13 protein-coding genes and 1 pseudogene are annotated in these 20,253 nt (G+C 65.1%); 9 read left to right on the top strand and 5 right to left on the bottom strand.

Annotated features, from left to right (window positions below; translation table 11 throughout):
- The first annotated feature begins 193 nt into the window (after positions 1 to 193).
- Both IV454_RS23060 and IV454_RS23055 read left to right on the top strand, forming a co-directional pair.
- A complete protein-coding gene (locus tag IV454_RS23060) occupies positions 194 to 5,191 on the top strand; it encodes a hybrid sensor histidine kinase/response regulator (RefSeq protein ID WP_206088014.1) in 4,998 nt (1,665 codons plus the stop codon).
- 95 nt (positions 5,192 to 5,286) lie between these two features.
- Positions 5,287 to 5,541 carry an NHLP-related RiPP peptide gene (locus IV454_RS23055; RefSeq protein ID WP_054262309.1) on the top strand — a complete coding sequence of 85 codons (255 nt, stop codon included), beginning with the start codon at positions 5,287 to 5,289 and terminating at the stop codon, positions 5,539 to 5,541.
- Between the two features lie 21 nt (positions 5,542 to 5,562).
- Here the strand turns inward: IV454_RS23055 and IV454_RS23050 are convergent, their stop codons facing one another.
- On the bottom strand, positions 5,563 to 6,711 hold the full coding sequence (locus IV454_RS23050) for a putative peptide maturation dehydrogenase (RefSeq protein WP_206088013.1): 1,149 nt from the start codon (positions 6,709 to 6,711) through the stop codon (positions 5,563 to 5,565).
- 310 nt (positions 6,712 to 7,021) lie between these two features.
- Between IV454_RS23050 and IV454_RS23045 the strand changes: the two genes are divergently transcribed.
- A complete protein-coding gene (locus IV454_RS23045; protein ID WP_206088012.1) occupies positions 7,022 to 8,197 on the top strand; it encodes a glycerophosphodiester phosphodiesterase in 1,176 nt (391 codons plus the stop codon).
- A gap of 153 nt (positions 8,198 to 8,350) precedes the next feature.
- Here IV454_RS23045 and IV454_RS23040 read toward each other — a convergent pair whose 3' ends face one another.
- From IV454_RS23040 to IV454_RS23030, 3 genes are all read right to left on the bottom strand, one after another.
- Positions 8,351 to 11,419, bottom strand: coding sequence for an efflux RND transporter permease subunit (locus tag IV454_RS23040; RefSeq protein WP_206088011.1), 3,069 nt, complete (start codon positions 11,417 to 11,419; stop codon positions 8,351 to 8,353).
- A complete protein-coding gene (locus IV454_RS23035; RefSeq protein ID WP_206088010.1) occupies positions 11,416 to 12,627 on the bottom strand; it encodes an efflux RND transporter periplasmic adaptor subunit in 1,212 nt (403 codons plus the stop codon). The genes IV454_RS23040 and IV454_RS23035 overlap by 4 nt, the downstream gene beginning before the upstream one ends.
- A gap of 84 nt (positions 12,628 to 12,711) precedes the next feature.
- Positions 12,712 to 13,329 carry a TetR/AcrR family transcriptional regulator gene (locus IV454_RS23030; RefSeq protein WP_206088009.1) on the bottom strand — a complete coding sequence of 206 codons (618 nt, stop codon included), beginning with the start codon at positions 13,327 to 13,329 and terminating at the stop codon, positions 12,712 to 12,714.
- A 103-nt stretch (positions 13,330 to 13,432) separates the two neighbouring features.
- Here IV454_RS23030 and IV454_RS23025 point away from each other — a divergent pair, with 103 nt between their 5' ends.
- The 3 genes from IV454_RS23025 to IV454_RS23015 all read left to right on the top strand — a co-directional run bounded on the left by IV454_RS23025 (position 13,433) and on the right by IV454_RS23015 (position 16,873).
- A complete protein-coding gene (locus IV454_RS23025; protein ID WP_206088008.1) occupies positions 13,433 to 14,893 on the top strand; it encodes an efflux transporter outer membrane subunit in 1,461 nt (486 codons plus the stop codon).
- Between the two features lie 203 nt (positions 14,894 to 15,096).
- On the top strand, positions 15,097 to 15,426 hold the full coding sequence (locus IV454_RS23020; RefSeq protein WP_206088007.1) for a hypothetical protein: 330 nt from the start codon (positions 15,097 to 15,099) through the stop codon (positions 15,424 to 15,426).
- Positions 15,427 to 15,970: 544 nt separating this feature from the next.
- Positions 15,971 to 16,873 (top strand): hypothetical protein, encoded by a 903-nt coding sequence (locus tag IV454_RS23015; protein WP_206088006.1) that lies wholly within the window; start codon positions 15,971 to 15,973, stop codon positions 16,871 to 16,873.
- Here IV454_RS23015 and IV454_RS23010 read toward each other — a convergent pair.
- Entirely contained in the window at positions 16,795 to 17,703 is a 909-nt protein-coding gene (locus IV454_RS23010) for a LysR family transcriptional regulator (protein WP_206088005.1), read from the bottom strand. The genes IV454_RS23015 and IV454_RS23010 overlap by 79 nt on opposite strands.
- A gap of 136 nt (positions 17,704 to 17,839) precedes the next feature.
- On the opposite strand from IV454_RS23010, the gene IV454_RS23005 reads away from it, so the two are divergent.
- The 3 genes and pseudogenes from IV454_RS23005 to IV454_RS22995 form a co-directional block, all read left to right on the top strand.
- Positions 17,840 to 19,444, top strand: a complete 1,605-nt coding sequence (locus IV454_RS23005) for an MFS transporter (protein ID WP_206088004.1) — start codon at positions 17,840 to 17,842, stop codon at positions 19,442 to 19,444.
- A gap of 51 nt (positions 19,445 to 19,495) precedes the next feature.
- On the top strand, positions 19,496 to 19,657 hold the full coding sequence (locus IV454_RS23000) for a hypothetical protein (protein WP_206088003.1): 162 nt from the start codon (positions 19,496 to 19,498) through the stop codon (positions 19,655 to 19,657).
- A gap of 46 nt (positions 19,658 to 19,703) precedes the next feature.
- Positions 19,704 to 20,075: pseudogene (locus tag IV454_RS22995) on the top strand (IS21 family transposase); the annotation flags it as partial.
- Between the last annotated feature and the right edge of the window lie 178 nt (positions 20,076 to 20,253).

Raw genomic sequence — 20,253 nt, 5'->3', positions numbered from 1 at the left:
CGAACCCCAGCCTGAATAGACAGTGCCCGGACAAGTGCGTATGCTTTCAGGAAAGGCGAGCCCGACCGGCGACGCCGCGGCATCCGATTCCACCGACAGGAGCGCGTCCCGACTTGAACGTCCACGCCACATCAGTCCGTTGCCACACCCGCGCCCTCCGGCGCGCTCTCCGTTCACGGCGCGCGGACCAACGATGACCCACAGTACCGCCCCACTCCGCCCGCACGGACGCCAGTGGCTGCTGCCACTGATTTCCGCCCTTTACTTTTTCGTTTACATAACGGCAAGTCCCGCAAGGGCGGCCGTTCCCGACCGCTGGGAAAAGCTGGCCACGCCGCTGTTCGAGCACATCGGCCTGGAACAGGGCTTGCCGCACCCGGTCGCGATGGCGCTGGCGCAGGATGGCGACGGCTTCATCTGGATCGGCACGCAGCGCGGCCTGGCCCGCTGGGATGGCTACCGCATGCTCGCCTTCCTGCACAACGCGAGCGACCCGTATTCGATTCCCGCCGATTTCATCCAGGCGCTGCACGTGGACCGGCGCGGGCGCCTGTGGATCGGCACCGCCACCGGCGGGCTGGCCATGTACGACAAGGTCAACGAGCGCTTCATCCGCTTTCCCGCCGGCGCCGCCGGCCTGGCCGATGCCGCCATCAATGCCATTGCCAGCGACGGCATGGGCGGGGTCTGGGTCGGCACGCCCTCGGGCCTCGATTACGTCGACCCGGCGCGCACCGCGGTGCGCCACTTTCGCCACGATCCGGGCGTGCCCGGCTCCCTGCCGGACAGCCGCATCCGCGCACTGCACCTGGACCGCAAGGGTAATCTGTGGATCGGCACCAACACTGGCCTGGTCCGGCGCGACGCCGCCAGCGGCCGCTTCGCAGCCATCCCGGTGGGCGACGCTCCCTGGGGCGACGCGGTGCTCTCGTTCGGCGAAAACAGCCGCGGGCAGATCGCCTTCGGCACCCTGAAAAGCGGCATCGGCGTGATCGACGCCGGCGCCGCGCGCGCCAGAATCATGCAACTGGCGGGCGTGAGCGACGCGCACGCCAACATGGTGCTGGCCATTACCGAGATCGTGCCCGGCCACTGGTGGGCCAGCACCTACGGCGGCGGCATCATCGACATCGAAGCCGACAGCGGGCGCGCGCGCCGCATCGTGCACCAGTCGGCCGTGCCGGCGAGCCTGGCCAACGACCGCACCGCCGCCCTGCTGCGTGACCGCAGCGGCCTGATCTGGATCAGCAATGAACGCAGCGTCGACTTCCATGACCCCAATAACCGCGCAGCGGCCGCCGTGTTCGGGGCCGAGGGTTTGCCCGAAGCGGCCGTCAGCGCGCTGATGACCGACTCCGGCGGGCGCGTGTGGCTCGGCCTGGCCGACCAGGGCGTGGACCTGGTCGACCCGGACGGCACGCGCAGCGCCGCCCTGCGGCCCGACCCGGCGCGCCTGGACAGCGCCCTGCCCAACCGCGTGCTGCTGGCGATGACCGAGGCCACCCCGCAGGATGCCTGGATCGGCACCCAGCTTGGCCTGTACCGCACCTTTGAGCAGGGCCGGCGCGTGGCGCGCATCGCGCTGCCGCAGGCGAACGCCTATCCGCGCATCGGCACCATCGCGCCGCAGGCCGGGCAGCTGTGGCTGGGCACCTTCGAGGGCTTGCTGCGCTACGACCCGGCGGCCAATACGCTCAAGTCATACGTCAGCGGCCCGGGCGGCCTGTCGGACAACCGCATCCAGGCCCTGATGACGGACCCCGGCGGCGCCCTCTGGATCGGCACCCGCAACGGCTTGAACCGGCTCGACCCGGTCAGCGGCAAGATCGAACAGATCCTGGCCAATCCGAGCAACGAGAGCGCCCTGTCGGACCCGGTGATCAGCGCGCTGGCCATGGATGGACGCGGACGCCTGTGGGTGGCCACCCACGGCGGCGGCATCAACGTGCTGGAAATGCGCACCCCGCTCGGCGCACCGGTGTTCCGGCGCCTCGGCCTTGCCGACGGCTTGCCCAGCACCGCGGTATCGGCCCTGCGCCTGGACCGCAGCGCGCGCATGTGGGCCACCACCGGCAACGGCATCGCCGTGATCGACAGCGGCAGTCTCAAGGCGCGGGCGCTGGCGCGCGCCGAGGGCCTGGGCTTTCCGACCTACTTCATCGGCGCCGCCGCCGCCACTCCGGAAGACGACCTGCTGTTCGGCGCCACCGGCGGCCTGACGGTGATCCATCCGGAGCGCCTGGCCAACTGGGAATTCCGTCCGCCGCTGGCCATCAGTTCCCTGCGCACCGACGGCCATCCGGTGGCGGGCGCGCAGGTGCTGGCGCAGCGCGACAGCCGCCTGATCCTGCCGCCCGGGATCAAGGGCTTCGAGATCGAAGTGGCGGCGCTCGATTTTTCGGACGCCAGGCGCAACCGCTACGCCTTTCTGCTCGAAGGCTACGACCAGAGCTGGGTCGAGAACGACGCCAACCGGCGCGTTGCGGCCTACAGCAACCTGGCGCCGGGCGCCTACCGCCTGCGCGTGCGCGGCGCCAACCGCGACGGCGTGTGGGCTGACGAAGAACTGTCGATCGGGGTGCGCGTGCTGCCGGCCTGGCACCAGACCTGGTGGGCTTACCTGAGCTATGTGCTGGCCGCCCTGGCGGCCGTGTATGGCCTGTACCGCTGGCGAGTGAGCCAGCTGCAGCGCAGCCGCGCGGCGCTGCAGGCGCTGGTGTATTCGCGCACCCAGCACCTGGAAAAGCTCAACGCCATCGTCAAGTCGATCAACGAGCAGCTCGACTTCGACGCGCTGCTGCACACCATCCTGCGCGAATCGATGTTCATCAAGGGCATCGACGCCGCCTGGGCGCTGGTGCGCGAAGCCGCCACCGACACCCTCGCCGTGCGCGCGGTGTGGGACCGCAACGGCGGCACCCCGGTCGAAGAGCGCATGGAACTGGGCGAGGCCGAGGCGCGCTACGTCGACGCGGCCGAGATGATCACCACCGACATTTACCTGACCCGCTCCGGCACCGTCCCCGGACAGGCGGGCCACGCCCAGCTGGCGGTGCGCATTTGCCTCGAACAGCGCATCGAGGGCTTCCTGGTATTCGAGAACCGCGCGCCCCAGGTGCCGCTGGAAGAGAGCGACCTGGAACTGCTCAAGGCCCTGAAAGAACCGTTCGTGTCGGCCTTCCAGAAGGCCAATGCGCTGCGCCTGATCGAACAGGCGCGCGCCCGCGCCGAGGCGGCCACGCGCGCCAAGAGCGAATTCCTGGCCAATATCAGCCACGAAATCCGCACCCCGATGAATGCCATCCTCGGTTTCGCGGGCCTGGGCACCCACCTGGAGCTCGATGCCAAGCCGCGCGACTACTTCCGCAAGATCGCCCGGGCCGGCAATAACCTGCTCGACATCATCAACGACATCCTCGACTTTTCCAAGATCGAAGCGGGCAAGCTGGAACTGGAAGTGGTGCCGTTCGACCTGCCCGACACCTTGACCAATATCGTCGACCTGTTCGCCTGGCGCGCCGCCGAAAAGGAACTCGAACTGGTGATCTGGGCCGCGCCCGACGTGCCGCAGATCTTGATGGGTGACCCGCTGCGCCTCGGCCAGGTGCTGATCAACTTGGTCGGCAATGCGCTCAAGTTCACCGCGCACGGCCACATCCAGCTGCGCGTGGAGCGCGACAAGGAGTGGCGCGGCGACGACAGCCAGGTGCGCCTGTGCTTCTCGGTCGAGGATTCCGGGGTCGGCATCAGCCCGGAGCAGCAGGAACGCCTGTTCCAGGCCTTTGCCCAGGCCGACGCCAGCACCACCCGCATTTACGGCGGCACCGGCCTGGGACTGGCGATCTCGCAGCAGCTGGTGCGCAAGATGGGTAGCGAGATCGGCGTCGACAGCGAACTTGGCGCCGGCAGCCGCTTCCACTTCACCTTGACCCTGAACGTGGCGCCGGCGCAGGGCAATGCGCGCCTGCAGGCCGGCGCCGGCGCGCGCGGCAAGAAGGTACTGGTGGTGGACGACAGCGCGCCCACGCGCGAAATGCTCGAACTGCAGCTGCGCAGCTTCGGCTTCGACGCCAGCGCGGTCGGCTCGGGCGCCGCCGCCCTGTTCGCGTTGCAGCTCGAACCCTACGACCTGGTGCTGATGGACTGGAACATGCCCGACATGGACGGCCTGGAGACGGCGCGCCGCATCAAGGACGACCCGACCCTGGCGTCGATCCCGTCGATCATCATGGTCACCGCCTTCGCGCGCGACCATATCAAGGCGGCGGCCGAGGAAGCCGGCATCGGCGCCTTCCTGGTCAAGCCGGTCAGCGCCTCGCAGCTGCTCGACAGCGTGCTGGCGACCATGGGCTTCGACGCCGCCGTGCCCGGGCGCGACGCCGCGCCCTTCCCGTCCCAGGCCGCCGAACACATTCGCGGCGCGCGCGTGCTGGTGGTCGACGACAACCTGGTCAACCAGCAGGTGGCCAGCGAAATCCTGCGCCGCGCCGGCGTGCATGTGGACCTGGCCGGCAATGGCGTCGATGCGGTGCGCCTGGTCGGCGAGGCCGACTACGACGCGGTGCTGATGGATATCCAGATGCCGGAAATGGATGGCTACCAGGCCAGCGCGCGCATCCGCGCCAATCCGCGCCACGCCAAGCTGCCGATCATCGCCATGACCGCGCATGCGGTGGCCGGCTACCGCGACAGCTGCCTGGCGATGGGCATGAACGATTACCTGTCCAAGCCGATCGAACCGGCCATCCTGTACACCGTGCTGGCCGCGTGGATCCACGCCGATCCAACCCGGGTCGCGGCCGAGAGCGCGCCGCCGCCCGACGAGGGCGACGTGCCGCGGCACCTGCCCGGCATCGACGTGCAAGCGGCGCTGGAGCGCCTCGGCCACAACGGCCCGCTGCTCACGCGCTTGCTGACCATGTTCGCCAAGGATTTCACGGGCAGCCACGATGCCATCGTGCAGGCCGTCGACAGTGGCGAGCTGGACAATGCGGCGCTGCTGGTGCACAAGGTCAAGGGCGCGGCCGGTAATCTGTCGGCCCAGCAACTGTTCGTCGCCGCGGGCGAACTGGAACAGTGTCTGATGACCAAGGATGGCAAGGCCGCAATGGAAATCTTGCCTGCTTTCCTACGTTTGTTCGACGAGGTGATGGACGGCGCCAACAGTCGGGAGAAAAACAACCAGCTATGATTTGTAAACCTTGATACTGATCAATAACTGTCCTACCATGGCTAAGAGCTTCTCCTACGTGACTCAGCATTCTCCTACACGAAAAGGCACTGACCATGACAACCCACCTGCACAGCGATCTGGACTCCCTCCTGCACAAATTGTCCAGCGACGACGTATTTCGCGCACGCTTGCTGGGCGACCCGGTAGCGGCCCTGGGCAGCCTCGGCATCTCGCTCAAGGCCGGACAGATTCCGGCTGAACGCTGCCTGCCTGCGAAGGATGCGATTGCGCTCGACCGGATGGCCTTCATGTCCAAGCTCGACAGCGCTGCCGGCGCGATTCCCTTCTTTTTGTCCGGCACCGCCTGAGTCGGGGGCCTCCGCTAGGTTTCACTGTTCGTAACGCAACTCCAGGGTGGTCTGCCCGGCGCCTGCGACACCGCAGCCGCATACGGCGACCACCGCGTCCGACAAGGGATCGAGGCCAAACGCGCGCTCGATCGCTTTCTCGTTAACTGCCGCTGTCACGAAGCCCGGCATGCCCGCTTCGGTGGCCAGCAAATAAAACGTCTGCGACAAGTGACCGGCGTCGAGCATCAGGGCGCGGTGCGCCTTGGCGTGGTTGCGGTACTTCCAGAAATTGCGCGCCACCCGCGCGGCCATCACCACCATGACCGGGGCATCGACGAACCAGTGCTGGTCGGCCACGAACTGGCGTGCCAGTTCGCTGGCTTCGGCCGGGTCAAGCGCCGCCAGCGGTTCGAGGGCGTGGTTGAGCGCGTGGTAGTGGTATAGCCCGGGCGTCACGCCCGGAACGCGCTGCGCCAGCACATAGGCTTCGGTGGGATGCAGGCCGCCGGCCGAGGGACTGGTTTTTTTGAAGACCATCGCTTCCTGGGCCAGCATGCGCTCGGCCTGGGCGCCGAAGGTGCGCTGCAGCAGGCGCGCCAGCACGTCCAGCGGCAGCACGGCCTCGGGATCGTAATTGCGGCCGGTGTAGCGCTGCAGCAGCTGGGCGTCGAGCGGGCCGCTTGCGGGCCGCGGCAGCTTGATCGCCTGGTCCGGATCGCCGCGGCCGATGGCGGGCGGCGGCGGCGTGCCGTAGGCCTGCACCAGTTCCTCGAAACTGGGAAAATGCATGCCCTTGTCGACTTCCATGCCGTCCCAGCGGCTGAACATGTGGGCGGCGGCCGAGAGCGGGCGCCAGTGCTGGGCGCGCAGCACCGTATCGCGTTCGCGCGCCGGGTTCTCGGCCGGGCCATCGTCGAGCAGGAGGCCGAGCGCGAGCAGGCTGTCGACCATGGCGGCGCCGAGCCGGCCGTCGGCGTCCTGGCGGTCGATCCAGGCGGTCTGGCCGATGGTGCCGAGCGCGGCCACCTGGGCGGCATCGATGGTGGTTTCGCGGTCCAGGTGCGGCGCCAGCGCCACCCAGCGCAGCGAGGCGCTCAGTGCCCCGGCACCGGAAAACAGGGCCGTCCAGTCGATGCCCAGGTCTTCGCGCGGTTCGATGAACAGCACTGCGCAACGCCGTATCTTCATAAGGTCTACCCTTTCTAGGCCGGACGCCGCCCGGCGGGATGAGTGCTGGCATGAAGCAATATCATAGCTTGTACGGGACGGAGGCGCACGTGATTTGCTGATAGGCAAGCGGGTGTTGCCGCAAGATGTAGAATCGGCCCTTTTCCAGTAGGCGATCCTCAACGCGCCATTGTCCCGGATGGCCAATCTCTTCGCATAGACGGTGTCGGCCTGCGCCGGGCGCGATGAGGTAATCACACCAGTTGGCGCCGTCATCAGCCTGTCATGTCCAGCACCTAGAATTCCGCGTTTAATACAGGGAGACTTCGCAATGGCAATGAAACAACACTTGGCAGTCATGTGCGCGGCAAGCATGGCGCTGGCCGCGTGCGGCGGCGACGATCCGGTCGTCCTCAACACCCTCGACGGCAAGGCGCCGCTGGTGGTCGCGCACCGCGGCGCCGGCGGCTACCTGCCGGAAGAAACCATGGAAGCCTACGCCATGGCCATCGAGCAAGGCGCCGACGCCATCGAACCGGATGTGGTCTCGACCAAAGACGGCATCCTGATCGCCCGCCACGATCCCAACCTGATCTACAGCACCGACGTCGCCTCGCACCCGGAGTTCGCCAGCCGCAAGCGCAAAATGAGCGTCGATGGCGTGGAAGAGGAAGGCTGGTTCGCCGGCGACTTTACCCTGGCCGAAATCAAAACGCTTGGCGGTATTTCCACCGACGCCGAACGGCCGCAGCAGTTCAACGGCCGCTACAAGATCGCGACGATCCAGGAAATCGTCGACATGATCAAGAAAAGCGGCCGCAACATCATCATGTACCCCGAAACCAAGAACCCGACCTTCCACCGTCAAAACGGCTTGCCGCTGGAAGACAAGCTGCTGGCCCTGCTGAGCGCGGCCGGCTGGAACAGCGCCAGCGCGCCGGTGTTCATTCAATCGTTCGAGCCTGGCAGCCTGAAAACCATGCGCACCAAGGGCTCGACCGTGCGCATGGTGCAATTGATCGACGCCGACGATGTCGACCTGAAAACCGGCGCCCTCACCTACGCCGCGCCCTTCGACCGCCCCTACGACTGGGCCCTGGCCGGCGACAAGCGCCTGTTCAGCGCCATGGTCACGCCGGCCGGGCTGGCCGAGATCAAGACGTACGCCGACGCCATCGGCCCGTGGAAGCGCTATATCGTCAGCACCAAAGGCAGCACCGGCGCCGACGGCAAGCTGATCGACGCCAATAATGACGGCAAGCTCAATGAAGCCGATACCACCACCACCGCGCCCACCACCCTGGTGACGGACGCCCACAAGGCTGGCTTGCTGGTCCATCCTTATACCTTCCGCAACGAAAAACGCCGCCTGCCACGCGATTACAAGGGCGACCCCAAGCTCGAATACAAGCAGTTCTACGCGCTTGGCGTGGACGGCGTATTCTCCGATTTTGCCGATACGGCGCTGGCCGCGCGCGCCGATTACCTGCGCGAGATCGGCTACTAAGCAATCGACCGTGCTACTGCGCGATCTGGTTCGAGCGGCGCCAGCCCAAAGCTGGCGTTTCAAGGCATCGACCCACGGGGGCATTCGCTCGCCGAAGCCAATGCCGACGACTGTTCCCGTGGACGGGCAGGCCGGAGCGCCATCGACACCAATCTAGGCCGGCGAAGAGCCCGGCCCGATCTTGAACCAGATCGAGTACATCGCCGGCAGGAAAACGAGCGTCAGAATCGTCCCGGCGAACGTGCCACCGATGAGCGTGTAGGCGAGCGTCCCCCAGAACACCGAATGGGTGAGTGGAATGAAGGCCAGCATCGCCGCGAGCGCTGTCAGCACCACCGGCCGGGCGCGCTGCACCGTGGCCTCGACCACTGCCTGGAAAGGCGCCAGCCCCGCCTGTTCATTGTGGTGGATCTGCCCGATGAGGATCAGGGTGTTTCGCATCAGGATGCCCGACAGCGCAATCAGCCCGACCAGCGCATTGATGCCGAACGGCTGCGCGAACAGAATCAAGGTCGGCACCACGCCGATCAGCCCAAGCGGACTGGTCAGGAAGACCATGACCATCGCCGACATCGAGCGCACCTGGAAGATCAGAATCAGCAATGTAACCGCAAGCATGATGGGAAACAGCGGCAACATCGCTTGCATCGCCTTGCCCGATTCCTCGATGGAACCGGCCTCCTCCAGCCGGTAGCCCGCCGGCAGCTTGTCCTTGATGGCCTTGAGCTGTCCGGTCATCGTGGCGGACACGTCAGGCGGCTGCAAGCCGTCGGCGATATCGCCGCGCACGGTGATGGTCGGCACGCGGTCGCGGCGGCGCACGACCGGCTCCTCGGCCCGAACGTCCAGCACGCCCACCTGAGACAGCGGGATGCGTTGGCCGTTGGCGCCAGCGAGCGTGAAGTCGGCGATCCTGGCCCGGTCGAGCCGCTGTTCCCCGGCAGAGCGCGCCACAACCTGTACCGTGCGAATGTCTTCACGTACGGAAGTCAGGGGTACGCCGCTGAGCAGGAATTGCAGCTGCTGCGCCACGGCGCTCGAGCTCAGTCCCACGGCCTGCAAACGGTCTTGCTGCAAGGTGAAGTGCAGGGTCGGCGCACGCGTGCCCCAGTCGTTGTTGACAGTACGCATCATCGGGCTGGCACGCATGACTTGCTCGACCTCGGCAGCGATACCGCGCAGCTTGTCAGCGTCCGGTCCGCTGACCCGGTAAGCTACCGGGAACGGCGAGTAAGGGCCGAACACGAGCTGGGTGACGCGCACCCTTGCTTCGGGCGCAATACCGCCGGCGATGGCCATGCGCAGGCGCTGCTTGAGCGCTTCGCGCTGCTCCTGACTGTCGGTCCGTACGACGATCTTGGCGAAAGACGGATCGGGCAATTCCGGCCCCATCGCCAGGTAAAAGCGCGGCGCGCCCTGTCCGATATACGCCGTGACGATCTTCGCCTCCGCCTGTTTGGCCAGCCAGCCTTCCACTTTGGCCGTGGCGATACTGGTCTGGGTGATCGACGAACCATACGGCATCTGCACTTCGACCAGCACTTCCGGACGGTCGGAGATCGGGAAAAATTGCTTCTTGACCACGGCCATGCCCAGTACCGACAGCACGAACATGCCGATCACCGCGCCGGCCACCAGCCATTTGCGGGCGATGATCCGCGCAAGCAGTCCACGGAACCGGTGGTAGCGCGCGGTGTCGTACAGCGCGCCGTGGCCCCCCTGGACCTGTTTCAGCTCGGGCAGCATCTTGACGCCGAGGTAGGGCGTGAACACGACAGCCACCACCCACGAGGCGATCAGCGCGATTCCGACGATCCAGAACATATTGCTGGTATATTCGCCGGCGGTCGAGCGGGCGAATCCGTTGGGCATGAAACCGACCGCCGTCACCAAGGTGCCAGAGAGCATGGGCGCGGCGGTATGGCTCCAGGCGTAAGCCGAGGCGGCGATGCGGCTGGCGCCCTCCTCCATCTTGACCACCATCATTTCGATGGCGATGATGGCGTCGTCCACCAGCAAACCCAGTCCGAGGATCAAGGAGCCCAGGGTAATGCGGTCGAAATTCTTGCCGGTCGCCGCCATGACGATGAATACCGCCGCCAGGGTCAGCGGCACCGCGGCCGCGACCACGATGCCAACGCGCCAGCCCATGCTGACGAAGCACACCACCATCACCACCAGCAAGGCGACAAAAAACTTGACCATGAATTCATCGACGGCCGAGCTGATGTTGACCGACTGGTCCGTGACCTTGGTCAGCGACATGCCCAGCGGCATGGCGGAATTGATCGCGCCGACTTCGGTGTCGAGCGCCTTGCCCAGATCCAGGCCGTTCCAGCCGTCGCGCATGATAATGCCCAGCAATAAGGCCGGCTCGCCGCCGTTGCGTATCATGAATGTCGCCGGGTCCTCATAGCCGCGCTTGACGCTGGCGATGTCGGACAGCTTGAGCGTGCTCCCCTGGGCCACGACCGGCGTATCGCGGATTTTTTGCAGCTCATCGAAGGCGCCGTCGAGGCGCAGGAAAACCGATGGCCCCTTGGTTTCCACCGAGCCGGCCGGCGTGAGCACATTCTGAGCGTGGAGCGCGGCAAACACTTCCTGCGGACTGACGCCCAAGGTCGCCAGGCGCTCATGCGAGAACTCGACAAAGATCCGCTCGGGCTGCTCGCCGACAATATTTACTTTTTTCACGCCCGCGACATGCAGCAAGCGCTGGCGCAGCGCCTCGGCGTCGCGCACCAGCACGCGCTGCGGCTCGCCCTTGGCCTTGAGCGCGAACAGCGCGAACGTCACGTCCGCGTATTCGTCGTTGACCATGGGGCCGATCACGCCGGACGGCAAGTTGCCGGCTTCGTCGCCCACCTTCTTGCGCGCCTGGTAGAACTGTTCGCGCACCTCCGCCGGCGGTGTGCTGTCGAGCAAAGTCAGGGTGGTAAAGGCGAGACCGGGACGGGTATAGGTCTCGGCACGTTCGTACCAGTGCAACTCCTGCAGGCGCTTTTCGAGCTTGTCGGCGACCTGATCCTGCATTTCGCGCGCCGTGGCGCCCGGCCAGGCAGTGACGACGGTCATCACCTTGACCGTGAAAGCGGGATCTTCCGCCCGTCCGAGTTTAAAGAAAGAAACAATGCCCGCCAGTGTGATCAGGCAGATCAGGAACAGGGTGACGGAGCGCTCGCGCACGGCCAGCGCCGACAGATTGAAACGCGCTGCGCTCATGGCTGCGCTCCTGCGGTGGCGGTGGCGGTTGGGGTTGCGGTGGCGGTTGCGGTTGCGCTTGCGGTTGGGGTTGCGGTGGCGGTTGCGCTTGCGGTTGGGGTTGCGCTTGCGGCGTCCGGCGCGGGCAGCCCCGCCAGGCGTACCGGCTGGCCCTCGCGCAGCAGGTGCGCACCGAGTGCGACAACGCGGTCGCCTTGCCTGAACTGGCCCGCCACGCGAGCGCTATCGTCGCTGATGCGCTGGACCGTCACCGGCCGCCAGCTCACCTTGGCCGGGTCGCCCTGGATGATCCAGACCCCGGCCCCCCGGCCCTGATCGAACAGCGCGCCGATCGGCACCGACCAGCCGATCTGGCCAGCCGTGCTCCCCTCCGGGATGCGGATGGCGACGGTGGAACCCAGTGGCGCGTCGGCCAGTGCGCCATCGAGCACATAGCGCGCCTCGAAGGTGCGCGTCTGGCGGTCGGCGCTGCTGGAGAGCTGGCGCAGCGTGGCCGCGATGGACGGGCCTTGCGTGCCGAACAGGGTCGCCTGGGCGGTCGAGCCTGGCGCGGGGCGCAAGGTTTCCGGCAACTGGATGACGGCCTCGCGCTTGCCGGCGTGCGCCAAGCGCAAGACCACCTGGCCGGCGCCGACCACCTGGCCGGGTTCGGCCAGGGTTTCCACAACGACGCCATCGACATCGGCTACCAGATTGCCGTAGCGGGTCGCATTGCGGGCGACCTCGGCCTGTGATTCGGCTGCATTGAGTTGCGCTTTTGCCGCATCGGCCGCGGCCTTGACCTGGTCGTAGGCCGAGGCCGAGATCGCGCCGGTACCGCGCAGGTCGCGGTAGCGTGCTTCCTCGTCACCCGTTTGCCGCGCGCGTGCGCGTGCAGCGGCGACCGCTTCTTGCTGGGCATTGGCGCTCAGCTTCAGATCGACCGGGTCGATTCGCATCAGCAGCTGCCCGCGCTTGACGATTTGTCCAAGGTCGACCAGCCGCTCCAGCACCTTGCCGGAAACCCGGAAGCCCAGATCGCTTTGCACGCGCGCGGCGACAGTGCCGGTGAAACTGCGGGAGCTGGCATCGGCGGCCCCCTGGATGATCACCGCGCGCACCAGGGGCACCCCGGTGCGCGGGTCGGGGGGCGGCGTGCCGCCGCAGGCCGCCAAGGCCAAGGGCAAGGCAAACAGGACAGCGGAGAAATCGTTGCGACGGCCGAACATAGGAATCCCGTAGAAAACTGAACAGGATCCCATTTTGTAACTAGTGACCGTATTTGTCAACGGTCACTAATAATTTTCCGCCGATTAAGGCGACAAACTGCGTAGCACCAGGCTCGACAATTGCGCAGGGGCCTCGTCGGCATGCTCCTGGCTGTGCTGCAGCAGCAGCGGATTGAGATAAGGACGCATGACCAGATAAATCGCCATCGCGGTCTCGTCGAGCGGTGTCTTGCGCTCGAAATCCTCGCTCTCCCGGCCCTGGCGCAAAATGTCCTGCAACATCACCGCGATTCGCTCTTCGTAGGCGCGGACGGCGGCCCAGCGTTCCGTGGCGGCCGCGGCAGCAATGTCGTACAGCTTGCGATCTTCAAAAAAAAGACGCAGGCTCGATTCGACCGCGGCCTTGAACATGCGCCGCAGCTTTTCCGGAGGCCGCGCGGCCCCGTCAACGGCTGCCCGGATATCGGCTTCGATCTCGCGCAGGCAATTTGCGCATATCAATTCGCCGATGGCCTGCTTGGATTCGAAGAACTTATAGATATAGGCCTTGGAGAAGCCGATCGCCTTGGCCAGGTCGGAAACGGCCGTCTTTTCGAAGCCATACAAACGGAAATGCTCGGTGGCGGCCTTGACGATCTGATCGCGCACCTCGTGGTCGGCGGGACCTCGTCCCGACGTCGTGTGGTTGGTGGTTTTGGTCATACTCGAGAGCTTACCTCTTGTACCGTGATTGCACAACGAGTGACTTTTTCATGATATAGTCACTCGCATCATCACTTGCTAACCTCACCGTGGAAGTTGCCGCATGCTACCTAATCGCTCACTCCTGATGTTCGCCGCCGCCGCACTGGCCGCTGGTTGTGCCGTGGGGCCGGAATACAGCCGGCCCGCTACCCCGATTCCTGAGCGCTACCTGGGGCAGACCACGGTCGCGCAGCGGCAAGCCGCCGCCAGCGCCGACCTGATCGCATGGTGGGAAGGTTTCGGCGATGCGCAGCTGAGCCGCTTCGTCACCCTGGCGTTGGCCCAGAATCTGGACATCGGGCAGGCATCGGCCCGCCTTGCCCAGGCGCGCGCGGGAATCGGAGCAGCGAACGCGGCGCTGCTGCCCTCCGGCACCGTTGCCGCCCAAGGCGCGCGCGCCTACCAGTCGGTGGAATCGCCGCTGGGACAGGTTTTGAACGCAAAGCCGGATGCTGATCGCTACGGCAGCTCGTACGAGGTCAATGCCGGCGCGCTCTGGGAGCTGGACGCTGTCGGCGGCCTGCGGCGCGGACGTCAGGCGGCATTGGCTGACTATCAGGCTTCGGAAGCCGGCGCGGTGGCCACCCGCCTGGCGGTGGCGGCGCAGACCGCCGACATCTACATCAGCATCCGCGGCCTGCAAACCCGCCTCGACATCGCGCGCAGGCAGGTGGCGACGCAACAGGAGCTGCTCGCAACGCTCAAGCTACTCTTTAGCAAGGGACTGGCGGCAGATCTGCAGGTGCGGCAAGTCGAGGGCGCGCTGGCGCAGGTGCGGGCCTGCCTGCCGGTACTGGAGGCGGGGTTGGACACGGCGATGAATGCGCTGGACGTGATGCTGGCTACCTCCCCCGGCACGCACCGGGACGAGCTGGCGCAGGCCGCTGCCATTCCCGTGGCGCCTGGAATCGCAGGCGCCGGCTCGCCCGCCGACTTGCTGCGGCGCCGACCCGACCTGATCGTGGCCGAGCGCCGCCTGGCGGCGGCGAACGCCCGTATCGGCGTGGCCATTGCCGAGTACTACCCCAAGATCTCATTGAGTGGACTGATCGGCAGCGCCACTTCGATAGCTGGTGGCAATCTGTTCACCGGCGGCGCCAGCCAGGCCTCCGGCGTACTGGGTCTGCGCTGGCGCCTGTTCGACTTCGGCCGCATCAACGCGCAGATCGACTTGGCCAAGGGCCAGGAAGCGGAATTGCTGGCCGCCTACCGCCTGGCCGTGCTGCGCGCCACCGAAGATGTTGAAAACGCCTTCTCGGCGCTGGTCAAACGCGAGGAGCAGGCCGACGCGCTTGCTCACGGCGTGGACGCGCTTACCCAAGCCCGGGCCGCCTCGTTCGCGGCCTATCGGAAAGGGATTGTGAGCGTGATCGACCTCCTGCAGGCCGACGAGACCCTGCTCCGCGCTTCCGACACGCGAGCGCAGGCGCAAACAGAGTCGGCACGCGCCGCGGTTGCCGCGTTCAAGGCGCTCGGGGGCGGTTGGGAACCATCCCGCTCAAAAATGTTAGCGAAGCAATAATGCCCTCCGGGCAAAACTACTTGCTCGACTGCGGCTGATCCCGCGACGCTGCGGCGCTTCGCAAGACAAACTTGCAAAACTTTACCATTCAGATCAAGAACTGACCGGTGATAAGTAAAGCTGCGGTTTTTGTTACTCATGGGAATTGTTCGAGATTATACTGTTAGTCTTTCCGCAGTAGCGCTACCATCCGACTGGACACGATGAATCCTTACGAACCACCCAAATCACAAAATCCCCCCGTCTCATTCCTGAATGCGGACACGCACCCAGTCACCTGTCCGCACTGCAACGAGGCCTTTCGCGGGGCGCCAAAGAAGACCTTCCTGGGATTTCAGCAGTACAACTGCCCGGCGTGCAGCCAGAAGTTCAAGTATCCGCTGTCGCGCGGGTATCGCATCACCTACTGGGTGTTGCTGCTCGGTTCGTTCGTGACGATGGTCAACAAACCGGGCGCGCAACCGAATCTGTTTACGCTTTTGATGGCGATCGCGGTAATCTCGGATCTTTATCTGATGTGGAAGCGCCGATAACGGCGCGCAGGCACGGGTGCCTTGCCAGGATATCCCTCGCCGGCCGTGCCGGCACGGCTCCCGTCGCAATGCGCATGCCCTTCTCATCTGCCACAATCAGGATTTGACAACAAAAACTTGGTGATTACTTAGGCTGTCATACACGCCAGCTGGTAGTCGAAGCCGTCGGCGCCCGTGTCGGCACTTGGCCGTGCCCGCTTCACGCGGGGCTTTCATTTGCTGCGATATTTCAAGGACACCCCTTAGCTCCATTGCTGCGATGTATCAGGGACGGCTCGATCGTCATCCATGTCGGGGGGACATTGCTACTGTCGCCACTTCGGCTCGACGCGCCGCGATCGTGGCCGCGCGGCTGGGTTTTCCGCTCCACTGCACCTCCACCCCCGTATTTTTCAGCAGCGTTTCCCTATAATATCGAGGAGATCGCGCGCAATCAGGCACTACATGATGTGCTCAAATTTTGTGAAATTTGCTCAATGCGACAGCGCCCAATCGACAGCCTCGGCCAGAAGTGCAAGGCCATCACGAACCCGGAGCAAGACCCTTGAAGATCCCATCTCTTTTCCGCGCGGCGTTGTTCTTGCTGGCTCCCGCAATTGCATTGGGTATATTCGGCGCCGGCTCCGCTGTTGCTGCCGGCGTTGCCGGGACGACGAATCTGTCCCTCGCACAATCAAGGGCAGTGGACGACATGGTGCAAGGCGTGGTGCGTGCCTGTGCACAAAATCCTCAGTTGGCGTCGAACAACGAGGCGATACGCATGATGACGCAATGGGCCACCACGCCCGAAATTTGCGCATGCCAGGGTCAGTCCCTGCGCGACGCGCTAACCCCTGACGTATTGGCGCTCAGCCGCGACGATCAGCGTGATTTTATGTTGAAGATTGCGGTGACTAAAGCCGCCGAATGCGGCGTGCCCATTTTCAAGGCGAAATTCTCCGCAGGTTGCGACGATTTTTTTGCCGCCGTATTCAAAGACATGCCTGTGGAAAAAATAACAAGCGTTTTGAAAAGCCGCGGATACACCGATCTCGACGCCTATATCGGTGCCACTTGTTCCTGCATGCGCCCGGTGCTCCAAAACATGTCGACCAAGGAGTGGGTAGACGGTTCCCTCGCCGGTTTCAATGCCTACCTTGAGCGCAGGCGTACTGGCAACCCATCCCTGCCCGCTCCGAAAAATGCCTTTGACCGCGTCAAGGACACTTGCACCGTGCCGCCTGCCAACAAGGGCGAAAAGCCCAGCGAGGCCTCGAACTTCAAACAGAGCAGCAAGCGCACCGAACCGGGCGATGCCAACGCCCAAGGTGCATTAGGCAATATGTATTATTTCGGAAATAGTGTCCTCAACGGACAAAAACTCGCGGCTCATGTCGCCTTCTCGCCGCGCTTGCCCAAGGTCCCGGAGAGGTGGTCGATCCACACACGCAGCTTGGGCAGCACGTAGCGATTGGAGGGCCACAGCATCCAGAAGTTGCCGTCGACGACGTTGTATTCCTCCAGCGCCGTCAGCAGCGATTGGTGGTTCATGGCGTCTTCCACGACGAAGTCCGGCAGGTAGGCGATGCCCATGCCGCCGATGGCGGCGCTCAATGTCGCCTCGATGCTACCCAAGGTCATGGCGGTGGGCACGCGCAGCTCGGCGAGTTCGGCGCCCGCTTCGCTCAGGCGCCATTCCTGCAGCTTGCCGCTCGACGGGTATTTGAAACGCAGGCACAGATGGGCGGGGAGATCTTGCGGATGCATGGGCATGCCGTTCTTGGCGAAGTACACGGGCGAGCCGCAAAGCTTGAAGCGGAAAGAGCACAGACGGCGGGCGTAAAGACGCGAGTCCGTCAGGTCGCCGCTGCGAATCACCATGTCGAAGCCTTCGTCGATGACGTCCACCAGGCGGTCGCTGAAGTCGATGTCCAGTTCGACATCCGGGTAGGCTTGGCGGAAGGATGGCAGCACGGGCATCAGCAGCCGATGACCCGCGGCGGGCACGCTGATGCGCAGGCGGCCCCGGGGCGCGGCGATGCTTTTCGTGAGCGCGGCCTGGGCGTCGTCCAGGTCTTCGAGGATCTGGCGGCAGCGTTCGAAGAACTGCATGCCTTCTTCCGTGAGGTTGATGCTGCGCGTGCTGCGATGGAAAAGGCGCACGCCCAGCTTGGCCTCCAGCCGGCCGATGCTCTTGCCGATGGCGGAGGGGGACAGTCCCAGCGCCCTGGCGGCGCCGACATAACTTCGGGTTTCGGCCGCGCGGACGAACACCGCCAGCCCACTCAGATGGTCCATGTACTTGCCTTCCGTCGGGTGCGATTGACGACTGTTTGTCCGCTCTGTGCGGAGCGCCGGCTTGTTTTAAATTGATTCAAGACATCATATCCTTTGTTCTTTCATTTGTGAATGCGTTCACGCTAAGGAACTGGACATGAACTCGCCTGACACCAAGCCCCGCACACGGGCCCAAAAACTGTTGATCCTGGGCGCGGTGCTGCTGGCCGCGCTGTCCATGCCGCTGAGCTTCACAGGGCCCGCGCTGGCCTTACCAGCCATCGGGCAGAGCCTGGGCGGCAGCGCCATTGCGCTGAACTGGGTGACCAATGCCTTCATGCTGAGCTTCGGCAGTTGCCTGATGGCGGCCGGTGCCCTGGCCGATCAGTTCGGCCGGCGACGGCTCTTCATCCTCGGGGTGGGCGGCTTCGCGCTCACCTCACTGGCCCTGGCGTTCGCGCCCACTATTTTCTGGCTCGACGTGCTGCGCGCCTTGCAGGGCGTGGCCGGTGCGGCGGCCTTCTCCGCTGGCGCGGCGGCGCTGGCGCAGGAGTTCGAAGGGCACGAACGCACGCGCGCCTTCAGCTTCCTGGGCACCAGCTTCGGGCTGGGGCTGGCCTTCGGGCCAGTGGTCTCGGGCTTCCTGATCGAGAGCCTGGGATGGCGCTCCGTGTTCCTCACCGGCACCGTGATCGCATCGCTGGCGCTGGCCTTGGGCTGGCGCTGCATGCGCGAATCGCGCGATCCGGATGCGCAAGGCCTGGACTGGCTCGGCGCAATCAGCTTCACGGCCGCCTTGACGCTGTTCACCTATGCGGTGCTCAAGGCGCCCGAGAACGGTTGGGGCGATCGTGCCGTCGTCGGCCTGCTGTTGGCATCGGCCGTGCTGCTGCTGGCCTTCGTGGCGATCGAGAACATGGTCAAGCGGCCCATGCTCGATCTGTCCCTGTTCCGCTACCCGCGCTTCATCGGCGTCCAGTTCCTCGCGGCGGCGCCGGCGTATTCCTACGTCGTCCTGCAAGTGCTGCTGCCGGTGCGCTTCATCGGCATCGAAGGCTACAGCGCGATGGAGGCGGGCCGCATGATGATCGCCTTGTCCGCGCCCATGCTGGTGGTGCCCATCCTGGCCGGCATGATGACCCGCTGGATCTCGGCCGGCATGATCTGCGGCGTCGGGCTCTTGACGGCCGCCGCGGGCCTGGCCTGGCTGGCGCAGTGCGCGCCGGGCCAGAGCGCCTCGCAACTGGTGGCGCCACTGCTGGTGATCGGCCTGGGCATCAGCTTGCCCTGGGGCTTGATGGACGCTCTGGCAGTGAGCGTGGTGCCCAAGGAGCGCGCTGGCATGGCCATGGGCATCTTCAGCACCACCCGCGTGGCCGGTGAAGGCGTCGCCCTGGCCGTCGTGGCGGCCATGCTGGCAGGCCTGGCCCAATCGCGCCTGCGTGAAGCAGGGGTGGCCGATGTCGCCCACGCCTTGCCCGAAGCCGCGCAGCGCCTGGCGATGGGCGATCTGCCGCACGCCTTGACCTTGTTGCCCGGCGCCGAACAATCGCTGCTGGTGCACGGCTATGGCGATGCCTTCCATATCCTGCTCTACATCCTCAGCGGCATCACCGTGTTGTCGGCCGCGATGGTGTTCGGCTTTCTGACGCATCCGTCGGCCCAGGACGACGGGCACGCCGATGCGCCAGGGCCGCAGGGCAACGTGGCGGACGACGGCAATGCCGCGCTGTCTCCCGCCATCCGGAAGACCGTGGGCTGACCCGGTCCAGCGCCCCGGCCAACACAACGACGCAGCACCACGGAGAACCCCATGAGCGCAACGTACCGTAACATGGCCCAGATGGGCGGCAAGGCGTTGCGCTCCATGGGCCTGGCGCGCGCCACGCTGCATCTGAACGGGAAGGTCGCTGCCTACAACTTGCAGCGCCTCGCTGTCAGCAGCGCTTGTAAACTGATACACGGCAGCGATTGAAAACTGATACACCGATTTGAGAAGATGGCTGCTTTGCGGAGCAGCCTTGAAACCCAACGAGGTGTGCGTGGAAATTCAGTTATTGAGCAAGCATGGGTTGCGTCTGCGGCGGATCGCCGCCGAGGTGGGCTGTGCGGTAAACACTGTGCGGCGGCACTTGGCTTTGATGTCGGTACCGAAATACGAACGCAAGGTAAAAAGGCCAAGCAAGCTGGCGCCATACGAGGCCTATCTGCGGAAGCGGCAGGCGGCGGCGCAGCCGAACTGGATACCGGCGAGTGTGTTGCACCGTGAGATCGCCGAGCGCGGTTGCCAGGGCGGGCTGAGCCAGCTGCGTGCGTTCATGCGTTCGCTGCGGCCGACGCTGCCGGTTGAGCCTGAAGTGCGCTCCGAGACGGCGATGGGCGTGCAGGTCAGACAATCGGGAAATCATCGCAGCCGGGTGTTGTTTGAACGTATCTCGAGTGTCGTGTCATACAACGCCTTGCTTAACGAGTTACAAATAAGCGAAGTGGTTGTTTTTCCAACATTGAAGACGATGCTATGCGTATTTCAACGGCTTTGCAGGCCGCTGAGCCACCCATAAAGTCAATGAC

Source organism: Massilia antarctica, assembly GCF_015689335.1.
GTDB lineage: Bacteria > Pseudomonadota > Gammaproteobacteria > Burkholderiales > Burkholderiaceae_D > Telluria_A > Telluria_A antarctica.
This window is presented reverse-complemented; position numbering and strand designations above follow the sequence as displayed.

Coding starts and splice junctions, on each gene's coding strand:
- IV454_RS23030 (WP_206088009.1), bottom strand. CDS start 13,329: ATGACCAAAACCACCAACCACACGACGTCGGGACGAGGTCCCGCCGAC.
- IV454_RS23000 (WP_206088003.1), top strand. CDS start 19,496: ATGAGCGCAACGTACCGTAACATGGCCCAGATGGGCGGCAAGGCGTTG.
- IV454_RS23010 (WP_206088005.1), bottom strand. CDS start 17,703: ATGGACCATCTGAGTGGGCTGGCGGTGTTCGTCCGCGCGGCCGAAACC.
- IV454_RS23055 (WP_054262309.1), top strand. CDS start 5,287: ATGACAACCCACCTGCACAGCGATCTGGACTCCCTCCTGCACAAATTG.
- IV454_RS23005 (WP_206088004.1), top strand. CDS start 17,840: ATGAACTCGCCTGACACCAAGCCCCGCACACGGGCCCAAAAACTGTTG.
- IV454_RS23025 (WP_206088008.1), top strand. CDS start 13,433: ATGCTACCTAATCGCTCACTCCTGATGTTCGCCGCCGCCGCACTGGCC.
- IV454_RS23050 (WP_206088013.1), bottom strand. CDS start 6,711: ATGAAGATACGGCGTTGCGCAGTGCTGTTCATCGAACCGCGCGAAGAC.
- IV454_RS23040 (WP_206088011.1), bottom strand. CDS start 11,419: ATGAGCGCAGCGCGTTTCAATCTGTCGGCGCTGGCCGTGCGCGAGCGC.
- IV454_RS23035 (WP_206088010.1), bottom strand. CDS start 12,627: ATGTTCGGCCGTCGCAACGATTTCTCCGCTGTCCTGTTTGCCTTGCCC.
- IV454_RS23045 (WP_206088012.1), top strand. CDS start 7,022: ATGGCAATGAAACAACACTTGGCAGTCATGTGCGCGGCAAGCATGGCG.
- IV454_RS23020 (WP_206088007.1), top strand. CDS start 15,097: ATGAATCCTTACGAACCACCCAAATCACAAAATCCCCCCGTCTCATTC.
- IV454_RS23060 (WP_206088014.1), top strand. CDS start 194: ATGACCCACAGTACCGCCCCACTCCGCCCGCACGGACGCCAGTGGCTG.